Source organism: Niastella sp. sgz303648, from assembly GCF_059587045.1.
In genome coordinates, this window is sequence record NZ_JCAPSW010000005.1 from 590,172 (window position 1) to 603,301 (window position 13,130).

A 13,130-nucleotide genomic window follows, 5' to 3' on the forward strand; every position below is an offset into this window, starting at 1 on the left:
TAAAATAATAATAATGTAAAACCTCCGTCACCGGAGGTTTTTTTTATGTAGATACTACAGCACAGTATGGGACAGTTTGAAAGCGATAAATTTGTATTTCTGCGAAACTTCTTTTTCAATATTTAATTTGATTCGATCAACATAACAGGTATGAATTTACGTATATACATCGCCCTGAGTTTTATTTTCATTGGCACGCTGTGTATTTCCCAACCTCCGGCGAAACGGAACCCTTCACCAGTCACTGACAAAGTACCCAAAATCGTAAACATTGTAAATTTCATTCGCTTACTCGAACCCCGGGACTCAATGATCACTGAGAATGTTTTATACCAGACGGTTGTGAAACAGGTAGAGATTATGAAAAAATACAGGATCACAGGTACTTTTTTATTACAATATGATGCTTTGATGGATACCCGTTATCAGTCGTTGCTTCAGCGCCTGCCGAAAGATTCTTTTGAGATCGGCGCCTGGTGGGAACTTCCACAGCCACTGATAGAAAAGGCAGGAATGAAATGGCGGGGCAGGTATCCCTGGGACTGGCGTGCAAATATCGGCTTTACCACAGGCTATACGCCGGAACAACGCGAAAAACTGATTGACGTATACATGAGTGATTTTAAACAGATCTTTGGCTACTATCCCAAAACAGTAGCTTCCTGGTTTATCGATGCGCACAGTTTACGTTACATGTATGAAAAGTACCACATAGTGGCTTCAGCCAATTGCAAAGACCAATATGGAACGGATGGCTATACTTTATGGGGTGGTTACTGGAACCAGGCCTATTATCCAAGTAAGGTCAATTCGTATATGCCCGCTCAAAATGCGAAGAACCAGATACCTGTACCCATTTTCAGAATGCTGGGAAGTGATCCCATCAGGCAATACGACCATGCACTGGGAGCAGCGCGCCAGGGCGTTATTACGCTTGAGCCGGTATATAAATTTGGTGGCGGAGACGAAGCCTGGGTGAATTGGTTCTTTGCATCATTCACCAAAGATCCATCACTTGGATTCAACTATACTCAGGCAGGTCAGGAAAATTCGTTCACCTGGGAAGCAATGTCGAAGGGGTTTGAGATACAAATGCCGTTGATCGCCCGCTTGCGTGATGAACAAAAGATCAGGGTAGAAACGCTGGAAGCTTCGGGCCGTTGGTTCAGGAAAAAGTATGCCGTAACACCTGTTACCACATTTTCTGTTGATAAGGATCTGGAAGGAAGCGATCTGAAGACCATATGGTTCAATAGCCGCTTTTACAGGATCAACATTTTATGGGAACACGGAACATTACGGGTACGCGATATTCACCTGTTCAACGAAAACCTTACATCGAAATACGAAACACAGGCGGCAACAGAAAATGAATGTACCTTTTTCACATTGCCCTTTGTTGATGGGTATATCTGGAGTAAACCCCAACAACTTGCAGGCTTACGATTAAAGGCACTCATCGATGGCAAAGAAATTTCATTAGAGGGCGGCGATCCAACGTTCATGAGGAAAAACGCCTCAACCATGCATATCAGCTGGCCTTTAAAAACGGTAACAGGAAGTTTTGAGGTTTACCTGAGTGAAAAAAAGATGGTCATGCAATTGAAAAGTGATCAACCGGTAAGCTGGTTTTTTGATTTGAATACGGCCGAAGAAGCAAAACTTCCGTTTAACTCAATAGCTGCTAAAAACATCGATTGCAGCTTTGAGGGCATGCAATATGGCATCAGGGCCGAAAAGGGCAGTTTCTCAAAACCCGCCAATGGCGCAGTATTGCGCATACATCCCCAATCAAATACCATAACAATACATCTTGCTGCTAACTGAAGGAAACAAAACAGAGGAACTTAAACAAACAGAACCCCGGATGACCGGGGTTTTGTTTGTTCATATGATGCTAAGCCTTTTTGTTTATTTTACCTGATCCATGCACCTCCATTTTTGTTATCCGGGCGCTGCCACGATAACCGATGTTGCCCGAGCCCGAAATGAATGCTTCGATGGCATTGCTTACGTTCACTCCAATATTTCCTGAACCTGATATGGTTACTGAACATGTTTCGGTATTCAGGTCATAAGCGTTTACATTTCCTGAACCACTTAAGCGGATGTTTTGCGCTTTTGCATTGCCACCGTTTACGTCACAATTGCCAGAGCCGGAAAAAGTCATTTTCAACTGGTCAGCCTGCAAACTCAACAGCTTCATATCCCCGCTGCCACTTCGTATAACAGTTATATTGCCTGCCTTGATCATGCCTTTCAGGATAATGTTTCCGGAGCCGCTTGAATGGAGATCGAAATTACCAGCAGCAGAAAGATCTGTTTCACAAGTCAGGTCGCCCGAACCCGACCTGTAAATGCCCTCAAGACTTTTATAGGTGATCTCGAGTTTTATTTTTATGTTATGGTAAAAGCCCTTTACAAGAGAAACCTTTAAAGTACTGCCGTTTATTTCGGTAAGAATTTTTTTCAGATCAATATTTTCGGCTATGATTTTTACCGATGTTTCATTGCCCTGGCGCAGCACGGTATTAAAGCTGCCACCAATTTCGAGTTTACTAAAAGCAGCAACATTTCTTGTTTCTGTTTGCTGTGCAGCCACGCCTGTTGCAAGCAGCAGGCCCAAAAGCAAAATGCTTATCGATTTTTTCATACGATTTATGTTTGTTTTTTAATATTATTCCGATCTCAGGCTCTTTACCGGATTTGCCATTGCAGCTTTTATTGATTGAAAACTTATTGTTATCAATGCAATTACAACAGCGGCTATACCTGCTACAGCGATCATCCACCACGTGATAGAAATGCGGTATGCGAAATCCCGCAACCATTTTACCATTGCCCAATAAGCAATGGGTGATGCAATAACTATTGAGATGAAAACAAGTTTTACAAAATCTTTCGAGAGCATTGCCGTAATACCACTTACACTTGCGCCAAGCACTTTTCGTACGCCGATTTCTTTATTGCGTTGTTCGGCCATGAATGCAGAAAGTGCAAATAATCCAAGACAGGCAATGATGATAGCAAGTACTGCAAAACTGGTGAAGATGCGTCCTGTTCTTTGTACATCAGCATACATTTTAGAAAAACTTTCATCGAGGAATGTATAACGAAAAGGTTGATTGGGTGAAAAGTTTTTCCATATACGGGATACATAATCGATAACGTTCTTTGCATCGGCGCCGCTCATTTTTACAGCAATAATCGATGAAGGATAGTCACCCAACACAAAACAAAGTGGTGATATATCCTGCCGCATGGTTTCAAAATTGAAATTTTCCATTACACCTATTATGGTAAATTTTTGCCACCCATTTTCTATGCGCTTTCCTATGGGATCTTTTAAGCCCAATTTTGCAGCCATTGTTTTATTGATAACAGTTGCTTTTGAATCTGAAGCCATTTCTTTTGAAAAATTCCTTCCCTGTACAAGATGCATACCCATTGTTTTCAGGTAATCATAATCTACCTGCCACTTCTGGGCGCCTACGCCAATTTCTTCTTTTGACTTTCCTTCGTTATAAAAAGTATTACCATCACGTTTGGTTCCTGAAACAGGTAAATAATCTGCAACCGAAACACTTTTTATTACGGAAGATTTCAGCAATTCATTTTTAAAAGATTGTCTGTTGTTTTCGAGTGTATTTGTTCCCTGCACCAATAACACCTGGTCTTTATCAAAACCAACTTTTTTATTAAGGATATATTTTGTTTGCGTGTAAATAACAATGGTGCCTATGATGAGGATGATGGAAGTAGTGAATTGAAATACCACCAGTCCGTTTCGTAAAATTGAATTTTTTGTTCCCTTGCTCACTTGTCCTTTCAAAACATTGATGGGCTTGAATGAAGACAAATAAAAAGAAGGATACAAACCGGCAAACACACCAATAACAATTGCAGCAACAATCATTAATGGCAGCAACCACCATGCAGTCCACGGCATGATTAAATGTTTTGCTGCAAGTGTATTAAAATAGGGAAGCAACAACACCGCAATCACCAAGCCCAGTACAAACGACACCACACTATACAATACAGATTCTGTAAGGAATTGTTTTACCAGGTTACCGCGAAGCGACCCGACCACTTTTCTTAATCCAACTTCTTTTGCCCGGTTGGCAGATTTTGCGGTATAAAGATTAATGAAATTGATACAGGCAATTACAAGAATAAAAATGGCAATGGCGCCAAACAGCCATACAAATTTTATATCTCCTTTTTCAAGACCATCATCAATGTTTGCAGAATACAGATGTATAGCTGTTATGGGTTGTATAAGCAGTTTTGCGTTTTGTATAAGCTGGTCAGCGATCTTATCTCCGTTTTGTTTTAAAGCCGGCAGATAATATTTTGTTAGAATATTTTTCAACTTACTTTGAAACCTGGCAGCATCAGTGCCCGGCTTCAACAAAACATAGGTTGGATAATTACTTGCCATCCAGGTAGTCTGTTCACCATCCCAAAGCTGGTGCCCTGTCATGGTTAAAAGAAAATCATAATGAATGTGTGATGTGGCTGGAAAATCCTGCATCACACCACCGATCTTATAGGGGGTCTTTACATCATTATTCAGGATCATTATTTTTCCAACCGGGTTTTGATTGGGAAAATATTTATCTGCCCTGGTTTTTGAAATAACCATTGTGTTTGGTTCGCTCAATGCATGCGCCCTATCGCCATATACCATCGGCACCTGTAGTATGTCGAGCATGTCCTGGTCGGCATAACTGAAACCCTGTTCGTAGGTGTTTTGTGTTTCATCTGTCTTTCTCACCTGGTTGCTACCTGCTCCATAAAAAGACGGTGCATCCATAAAACGTCCTGACTTTTCCACTTCAGGAAAATCTTCCCGCAAGGCTTTTGCCATTGGGGCCGGCCAGGCAGTACCGGTTTCAACTTTACCATGGTTGTTATATTCACCTGTTATTCTATAAATGCGATTGGCATTTGACCAGTTTTTATCATAACTCAATTCATCTTTTATGTACAATGCAATCAGCAGGCATGCTGCAATGCTCAATGCAAACCCGCCAACTTTTATAGCAGTATACATTTTCTGCTTCATCATTTGTCTTACCGCAATGGTGAAATAATTCCTGAACATAAAAGACATTTTTTAGTTGTACCACAATTCATTTCCGGCACACAATTCAGACGCCTTGCATCAGGATCAACGGGTATGCCAATCCTGAAACCCTTTGCCTGAGCGGGTTTTAGAAACGCGGCAGTTCATAAAGTGTCCGAAATCGGACAGTAAAGTGCACGGATTTGAATAAAACGCTATATTCCGGGTAACATATTTGATAAATCCAATAATTTAAGACTGCAAACCAGCATCACACGCGGGTACGGCCGAATCATGCTTTTTTTCTCAAAAAAAAGATATTATTTTACCTGCACAGGGAAAACCAATGGTCAGAAAGTGAACAGGTATACTACTAAGGTAGTACGACAAATTTGTTATGTCAAAACAAAAAATGAGTTATGAGCAAAGCTATTTCACTTACCATTCAAATGAATACGCCCTGTAATGAGAATTGGAATGGAATGGAACCAACAGAGCAGGGACGATTCTGCAATACATGTCAAAAACCAGTAGTTAATTTTTTGGATTTTACAGATCAACAGATCCTTCAATACTTTTTGAAACATCCTTTCCCCGTTTGTGGCAGAATGCTGAACTCACAAAGAGATCATAACTATGTTAATTCAGAATTAAAAATAAACCGGAATTTATCTCCGGTTGCAGCTACGCTGCTGACGCTGACCGCGATTACTTCAGAAGCCGCCCACCCTGCTCCCCTTCCTGTTAACCTGTTACAGGCACCACTTCCCAACAACAAACAGGCACCAGACGTTCCTGCTGATTCTGTAACCATTTCAGGGACTGTAAAAAATGGAGATGGTAATCCCATTGAAAATGCCGAAATCATTTTTGGTCACGACAAAACACTCACAGATAAAAATGGAAAGTTTCAATTTATACTTACAGAAATTAAGAACCCCGGAATCATTCAATTTTCATATGGGAATCTGAAACGTGAGGTTCGAAGCTATCACCCACTAATGCGGTCTGCCAGTTTTGATGTTATCTTATACGAACAATATGTACCGGAACCTGTTATTATGGGAGCAATAAAGCCTGCCTTTCACTTTCCTGATCCACTGTCTACATTTTCATTTCAATCTTCGAACAAGCTGGATACAAAAACCAAATCCCTTTTAGGGGACCTGGCAATTTTCATGAAAAACAACCCTGATCAAAAGATCACTTTAAAATCTTATTATAAAACAACAAAACACAAGGCAGATAAATTATCCAGCTTTATAAAAAATTTTTTGGAATCAGAAGAGGGAATCGCCCCGGAAAGAATTCAGATAGCCAAACCCCAATTACGAAAGAAAAATAAATCTGAAGTAATCATTGAATTTGCACTGCAGGAGGAATAAGACTTCTCTCCCAAATTGAGAAAGCTTTCAATTGATAAGTTTTGCATATTTTCGTAACAATACGAAGCAAAACATATGAAAGCATTTGCATTATTTATTTCGGTATTATTGACCACCGTCACTGCCTGGTCACAAAACACCATCAGCAATTACAAATATGTACTTGTACCCGAACGGTTCGATTTTTTCAAGACAGATAATCAGTATGGATTGAATAATTTGACAAAAATGCTGCTGGAAGATAAAGGATTTACAGCATTTATGGGCAACGCAGAATTGCCACCGCAATTAGCTGCCAACAAGTGCAATGCGCTTAAAGCTGAAGTGCTGGAGAAAAAAGGATTCTTCGTTACCGGCCTTACCCTGCTGTTGAAAGATTGCTATGGCAATATTATCTTCAAAAGCAAGGAGGGTAAAAGCAGGGAGAAAGAATGGCCGGCTGCGTACAGTGAGGCTTTAAAAGATGCTTTCTCATCATTGAAAGATATTCCCTATAAATATGATAGCGCAGCGTCGATGCCACCACAGCAGGCTGCTGTGGCATCGACGGTTCCGGTAGCGGCCCCCGCTCCCACCCCGGTTGCAGTTACAGAAACCGGCGTCTTATATGCACAGGCTACTTCCAATGGCTATCAGTTGATTGATACTACACCTAAAAAAGTATTGACACTGCTCAAAACTTCCATGCAGGATTATTTTATAGCTGACGACGGCGCATCGAACGGCATCGTTTTCAGAAAGAACGGGGAGTGGTTTTTTGAGTGTTATAAAGACAATAAACTTGTTTCCCAAAAACTGAATATTAAGTTCTGATCTGAAATATCAGGAAAAGTAAAGGGCTGTCTTCTCACTTTTGAAGACAGCAGATGCCAACATATGGCAAAAAAGATACGTATAAAGTTTAGTTTCCCATTAATGACTGGTCTGAACCCTGCACTAAGATTAGTTCAGGATTTGATAACCGTATATTGTTTGACGATATAAGGTAATATCGTTAAATTCGGTGCTTCACTAAATAAACCATTTTATCCATGAGAAAAACAATCATTTTCAGTGTACTCTCGCTGTTATTTGTTACACAAACTTTTGCCACTACACCTGCCCGTAACCTTTTGTTCCGGCACCTTAAGCTAAACAACATTACCACTGCCTACGATGTACGTATCAGGCTGGTACACACCGACGGCAGCCCGGTTACCGGAAGCGTAGGATTGCACGGATTCTGGGCCCGTAATGAGCAAACCGGCGTATATTATGATCCTACCGACCAGGAAGGAGATGAATTTGAAGCTTTACCTGCCGGCACGTATACTTTCGGCGCATATCCCGGCAACTGGGACGGTGCTGTGTCGAAGACAGTGACTCTTGATGCCAGTCAGGAAGGAGCGGATGGATTTATTGAAGTAACGTTGGTGTACTGGGTTGAGTAATTAATGATTTTAAAGGGCTGCCCCAAAAAAAGAAAAGCGCTTTTCTTTTTTTGGGGCAGCTTCAATAAATAGCTTCTGTTAGAATTGAAAAACTTGACGTTTGACCTGCCTGCTACTGGCAAGCTTAAAAAATATCCGTAACATTGGTAACAGTGACCAGGCTCACCTTAATCTTACGATATGAAAATCTTACTCACCTGCTTGTTTCACATTATTGCCATAAACGCATTTACACAAATGCAACCCGTTACATCCGGCGTTTTTCATTGGAACGATCTGCCCGTTACAAAAAGCGATCAACGCGAAGGACGGAAAATCGCAGCAGGCACCACCCCCGAATTTGATTACTTCGAGATACATGCCTCTACCCAGGAGAAAGGCGCTTTACCACGGCCACCACATGCCCAAAAAGACAGGGAAGAGCTTATTATTGTAAAGGAAGGGAACATGAAGTGCACGATAGGCAATCAAACAAAAACAATTGGACCTGGCAGTGTGTTGTTGATACCGCCACTCGAAATGCAAACATTTGAGAATATTGGCAATGGCTCCCTTACTTATTATGTCTTTGCTTTTCGTTCAAAAAAGCCAATGGACATTGAACGAAGTAAAAAGGCAGGAGGAATATTGATATTAAATGCAGATTCTTTAGAATTTAAAAAGACAGAAAAAGGCGGTACGCGTAAATATTTTGATCGTCCCACTGCCATGTGCGAAAATTTCGAAATGCATGTTACCCAACTGTCACATATCGGTCCCAGCCATGCCCCTCACCAACACATAGAAACAGAAATCATTTTAGTCATTGACGGCAATACATCCATGATCATTGATGGAAAAAGCTATACCGCCGGTCCCGGCGATCTGTACATTATGGAAAGTGGCAAGATGCACGGCATCAGCAATGCATCTGACAAACCATGCAGTTATTTTGCTTTTAAGTGGAGATAATACCGCCACTGCATCATCAAATTGCCTATTCCGTTCTCAAACTCTTTACAGGATTAGCAATCGCTGCTTTTATCGCCTGGAAACTTACTGTAACCAAAGCAATTACAGCCGCCAGCAATGCAGCTATCAAAAAGATCCACCAATGAATATCTATACGATAAGCAAAATCCTGCAACCACTTGTACATAGCAAACCATGCAACGGGACAAGCGATAACAGCAGCGATAATGATGAGTTTCAAAAAATCCTTTGTGAGCATGAAAACTATTGCCCGAACACTTGAACCCAATACTTTGCGAATACCAATTTCTCTTATGCGCTGTTCTGCTGCGTAAGTTGCCAAACCAAATAAACCTAAACAGGCAATAAGAATAGCAAGTATTGCCATGCCTATAAAAATCGTTTGCCGAATTTGGTCTTCCCTATAAAATAGGCTCCATTGCTTATCAAGAAAATGGTATTCGAATAAATGGTTCTGATCAATGTCGTGCAGTACTGCATCCATTTTTTTCAGAGTCGCACTTATATCTCCTGCTTTTACTCTTGCGGTAAAATAATCAATATTGTGAATGGGATTGTTTTGGTAAGCAAGTATCATTGGAGAAAGCGATTCGTGCAAAGATTGAAAATTGAAATCTTTTACAATACCAATTACGCTTGCATAAAAAGGTTTATCAAGCAATGAAAAATCTCCGCCATAATTAACAGCAGGAATTTCAATAACCTGCCCTGCAGCTTCTGTAATGCCAAGCTGCTTAGCAGCAGTTTCATTTATTAATATTGATGATGAATCAGAATGATCGCCAGCTCTAAAATTTCTCCCTTTAACCAACGCCACTTCATATGTTTTCAAAAACTGTTCATCAACACCGATAAAAAATGCGTCATTATTTTTAGTTGTTTCTCCTTGTTTCTTCACTTCTACTTTTGGCAGATTTTTCCATTCGCCCGGTACTCTTGAACTTACTGACACATTTTGCACCTGCGGCAATTTTGCAAATTCATTTTTTATTATTTCTGCAGCCCGGCGAACCTTGCCGCTATTAATATCTATCACCACCAACTGATCTTTTTTAAAACCCATGTCCTTTGTATTTACATATTGCATTTGCATGTAAGCAATCATGGTGGCAACGATCATAACAATGGAAAGTGTGAACTGGAAAACAACCAAAGAACGGCGAAGCGAAATATTTCCTTTACCAATATTAATTTTGCTTTTAAGCAGTAACAATGGCTTTAAACGTGATTGAAAAAAGGCAGGATATATTCCGGCTATTAAACTCACAAAAACAATAATAAAAGCCATTCCTAACCAGATGCGGTAATCAGTTTCGCCTCCTAACGTAAGTTGCTTTTGTGTGAATTCATTAAAAGCAGGCAACAATATTTTTACAATCGATAAAGCAATCAACATTGCAATTGTAGTTAACAGGAATGCTTCCGCAAGAAACTGTCCGGCAAGATTTTGTTGTGATGCGCCTGCCACTTTACGTATTGCGACTTCTTTAGCCCTGTTAGCAAAACGCGCTGTAGTTAAATTCATGTAATTGATACATGCAATAAATAATACAAAAAAAGCAACCACCAAAAAAATATAGATATAAGTTATGTTGCCCGTGTTGCCGGGATTGCCTTCAATGCCTGCTGAATAAAAATGAATATCCTTTAACGGCTGCAGTATAAAATTTTGCTTTGCTTTTGTTTGTCCATTATTGTTTTTTGTTACAAGTTTATTGATCTTTCCCTGAAGTGCAGATACATTTACATTGCGGTTCAACAATACATAAGTGCTGAACGCGTCGGAGGTCCAATCTGTTTTAGTAAATTTTTTGAATTTATCATTTTCAAAACTTGACTCGGAGAAAAGAATATTAAATGAAATGCTTGAATTGGCAGGAAAGTTTTGTAAAACAGCTGTTATCTTATACGGAACAGTATCTCTGTCTGCTTTTATCGTTTTGCCTAATACATCGGTTGAATTGAATAACTTTTTTGCTTCATCTTCCGTAAGTATTACAGAATGCGGAGATACCAATGCTGTGGTGCGATCTCCCTGCTGCAACTTAAAATCAAACGCTGTTAAAAAAGCGTCATTGCCAATTGTAAAATCTTCATAAAAAACATTGTTGTTTTCCAGGGTAGAAATATTAGCCCTGCCAAAAGTTACCAATCGCACAGCATCTTTTATTTCGGGGAAATCTTCTTTCGGGCTTTCAGAAACCTGGTAACCTGCGCCTGCAATTTTTGTTTCTTTTCCTTCTGCAGATATTTTATTATCTACAATACGATAAATATTATCTGCATTTTTATGAAAGCCGTCAAAGGTCAGTTCATCAAAAATATAAAGTGCTATTAAAACGAAACTTGTTAATCCAATTGCAAGGCCAATAATATTAATGAATGAAAACACTTTTTGCTTCATTAAACTCCGCCAGGCAATTTTGAAATAATTTCTTATCATGTTATCCGTTTTTTACCAGCTCGGGTTTATTTAGTGGCCTCAACCCGCATGCCAGTAACAGAATCCTCTGTGAATAAGGGATTCATGAATTACCGCGGCGGAAAAATGTACGAAAACGGACGGTCGTCGTACGGATACGGATAAGAACCCTGCACAACCGGGGTGCTTCGATAAACCTGGTCCAAATCAACCGAAACTATGTCTAACGTATTAATAAAAGCCTTCAAGTAACAATCAATACGAAAGTTTTTGGCCTTTCCAACCAGTGGTGCGCAGAAATTGTTCCCAACTGAGGCTGTTCGGGTTTATTTGTCGGCTCCATAGCAGGTCGCGATCTTTTCTGAAATATTCATATTCAACTGCGTACTCTACCATCCCCAAAATCTCACGAACTAAAATCTCATTTGAACTAAATTCCGGGAAATGATGAAGCAAACCCTCCCGCGTGAATGCAGAACTGTATGCAGCCTTCTTACCTGTGACCCGGATGAAAGTATCGACCATCTCCTGGGGTGAGATAATATCGCCGATTACCGGCAGGGACTTACCAGCATACAGACCTGGATTCGAAAAAATTTCCAAAACAGCAGGACCTGTGGCTGTAAGAGGATCAACAAATGGCGCACGGAAGTCTTTTGGTAAATAAATCGGAAATACAAGCGTATCGCCTTTCATATCAGGCGGATAAAATTCAATCAGATTAGTGTAAAAGAAAGCCATGTAAATAAACGAGCTCGTGACTGGTAGCGTGCGAATATATTCTTCGATTTTGGCCTTGTCTGTAAAATGGGGAGCAAACATTTTTCCTTCCGTAATTTTATCTACATTTTCCAAACTGCTGAAGATAACATGCCGTACTCCTGCTTCAATCGCCGCATCCGCCAACTGTTTACCCAACTCCATCTCGTGAGTTGCCGGTGGTACAATGCCTGGTGTCATCATGAAAACACCATCCGAGCCACGGAATGCTTCCACAAAGTTTTTTTTATATCCCAGATCAAGAGGTAAATTCACCAATTCGGCCCCTTGCTCTGCCAAACTAAGCGCCTCCCGTGAATCAACGCGGCGAGTGAGACCGCGTACACGATAACGCCCGCTCTGTAACAAAGTGCGTGCAGCACTGCGCCCTTGCTTACCCAAAACGCCAACGATAGTAATGAGTGGTTTATCTTTTTGTGTCATTGTTTCATGTTCTTTTAAATTAAATACCATGCTTTCTGTTATTTAAATGATTTTTGCAACTATAAAAAATATAGTTGCAAAACTATTTATAGTGCAATAGATTTACAATAACTATCCATTAGGATAGCTTTATCAAATAAATGTTATGGGAATAGAATGTCAAAGTGATTTTATAAAGGTCAATAATAAATTATATCCTTGCACTGTGAGTGTAGCTATGGATTTGGTCGGCGGAAAGTGGAAAGCGGTTATTCTATACCATTTAAAGGATACACATAAACGGTATAGCGAGCTTAGAAAGGAAATGCCTGGTGTTACTGAAAGGACTTTGAGTTTGCAGTTAAAACAATTAGAGGAAGATGAGTTGATTTCAAGACAAGTTTATGGAAAAAAGCCGCCCATTAAAGTTGTTTACAGTTTAACTGATTTTGGCAAGTCTTTTATCCCTGTACTTGATGCAATAATTGGGTGGGGTAATCAGATAGCTACACAAAAAGGCGAATTTGTCAAAAACTCCTTATAAACAGAGATGTGTGCCAGTTAGGCGTGCTTTTGAGCACTTTCTACCTATCAAAAAAAATATAGGATTGTTTTGCCGAAGCAGGATTTTATTCTTCATAACGATAACTGCGTCGATTTGGCTGATA

The 13,130-nt window shown here is 40.1% G+C and carries 10 protein-coding genes and 1 pseudogene; 6 read left to right on the forward strand and 5 right to left on the reverse strand.

The features are described from left to right. Positions 1-150 precede the first annotated feature (150 nt). Positions 151-1,827, forward strand: coding sequence for a DUF3863 domain-containing protein (locus AC59IL_RS17980; RefSeq protein WP_496553560.1), 1,677 nt, complete (start codon positions 151-153; stop codon positions 1,825-1,827). Between the two features lie 70 nt (positions 1,828-1,897). Here the strand turns inward: AC59IL_RS17980 and AC59IL_RS17985 are convergent, their stop codons facing one another. Further along, entirely contained in the window at positions 1,898-2,653 is a 756-nt protein-coding gene (locus AC59IL_RS17985; RefSeq protein ID WP_496553561.1) for a head GIN domain-containing protein, read from the reverse strand. 24 nt (positions 2,654-2,677) lie between these two features. Next, a complete protein-coding gene (locus AC59IL_RS17990) occupies positions 2,678-5,110 on the reverse strand; it encodes an ABC transporter permease (RefSeq protein ID WP_496553562.1) in 2,433 nt (810 codons plus the stop codon). Positions 5,111-5,490: 380 nt separating this feature from the next. On the opposite strand from AC59IL_RS17990, the gene AC59IL_RS17995 reads away from it, so the two are divergent. From AC59IL_RS17995 to AC59IL_RS18010, 4 genes are all read left to right on the forward strand, one after another. Then, complete coding sequence (locus AC59IL_RS17995; RefSeq protein ID WP_496553563.1) at positions 5,491-6,456, forward strand: Ig-like domain-containing protein; 966 nt, start codon at positions 5,491-5,493, stop codon at positions 6,454-6,456. Between the two features lie 75 nt (positions 6,457-6,531). Continuing rightward, positions 6,532-7,269, forward strand: a complete 738-nt coding sequence (locus AC59IL_RS18000) for a hypothetical protein (RefSeq protein ID WP_496553564.1) — start codon at positions 6,532-6,534, stop codon at positions 7,267-7,269. Positions 7,270-7,487: 218 nt separating this feature from the next. Continuing rightward, positions 7,488-7,886 (forward strand): hypothetical protein, encoded by a 399-nt coding sequence (locus AC59IL_RS18005; protein ID WP_496553565.1) that lies wholly within the window; start codon positions 7,488-7,490, stop codon positions 7,884-7,886. Between the two features lie 180 nt (positions 7,887-8,066). Continuing rightward, complete coding sequence (locus tag AC59IL_RS18010; protein WP_496553566.1) at positions 8,067-8,837, forward strand: cupin domain-containing protein; 771 nt, start codon at positions 8,067-8,069, stop codon at positions 8,835-8,837. 25 nt (positions 8,838-8,862) lie between these two features. On the opposite strand, the gene AC59IL_RS18015 is transcribed toward AC59IL_RS18010, so the two are convergent. The 3 genes and pseudogenes from AC59IL_RS18015 to AC59IL_RS18025 form a co-directional block, all read right to left on the reverse strand. Next, positions 8,863-10,617 carry an FtsX-like permease family protein gene (locus tag AC59IL_RS18015; RefSeq protein WP_496553600.1) on the reverse strand — a complete coding sequence of 585 codons (1,755 nt, stop codon included), beginning with the start codon at positions 10,615-10,617 and terminating at the stop codon, positions 8,863-8,865. Positions 10,618-10,629: 12 nt separating this feature from the next. Continuing rightward, a pseudogene (locus tag AC59IL_RS18020) lies at positions 10,630-11,301 on the reverse strand (ABC transporter permease); the annotation flags it as partial. Between the two features lie 234 nt (positions 11,302-11,535). Further along, entirely contained in the window at positions 11,536-12,513 is a 978-nt protein-coding gene (locus AC59IL_RS18025) for an NmrA/HSCARG family protein (RefSeq protein ID WP_496553567.1), read from the reverse strand. A 115-nt stretch (positions 12,514-12,628) separates the two neighbouring features. Between AC59IL_RS18025 and AC59IL_RS18030 the strand changes: the two genes are divergently transcribed. Further along, the gene (locus AC59IL_RS18030; RefSeq protein ID WP_496553568.1) at positions 12,629-13,006 is read left to right on the forward strand and encodes a winged helix-turn-helix transcriptional regulator; all 378 of its coding nucleotides are present in this window, start codon (positions 12,629-12,631) and stop codon (positions 13,004-13,006) included. The last annotated feature ends 124 nt before the right edge of the window (positions 13,007-13,130 follow it).

Excerpts from the sequence above, each read along its gene's own strand:
- AC59IL_RS18000 (WP_496553564.1), top strand. The coding sequence starts at position 6,532 with ATGAAAGCATTTGCATTATTTATTTCGGTATTATTGACCACCGTCACT.
- AC59IL_RS18005 (WP_496553565.1), top strand. The coding sequence starts at position 7,488 with ATGAGAAAAACAATCATTTTCAGTGTACTCTCGCTGTTATTTGTTACA.
- AC59IL_RS17985 (WP_496553561.1), bottom strand. The coding sequence starts at position 2,653 with ATGAAAAAATCGATAAGCATTTTGCTTTTGGGCCTGCTGCTTGCAACA.
- AC59IL_RS18030 (WP_496553568.1), top strand. The coding sequence starts at position 12,629 with ATGGGAATAGAATGTCAAAGTGATTTTATAAAGGTCAATAATAAATTA.
- AC59IL_RS18010 (WP_496553566.1), top strand. The coding sequence starts at position 8,067 with ATGAAAATCTTACTCACCTGCTTGTTTCACATTATTGCCATAAACGCA.
- AC59IL_RS17995 (WP_496553563.1), top strand. The coding sequence starts at position 5,491 with ATGAGCAAAGCTATTTCACTTACCATTCAAATGAATACGCCCTGTAAT.
- AC59IL_RS17980 (WP_496553560.1), top strand. The coding sequence starts at position 151 with ATGAATTTACGTATATACATCGCCCTGAGTTTTATTTTCATTGGCACG.
- AC59IL_RS18025 (WP_496553567.1), bottom strand. The coding sequence starts at position 12,513 with ATGGTATTTAATTTAAAAGAACATGAAACAATGACACAAAAAGATAAA.
- AC59IL_RS17990 (WP_496553562.1), bottom strand. The coding sequence starts at position 5,110 with ATGTTCAGGAATTATTTCACCATTGCGGTAAGACAAATGATGAAGCAG.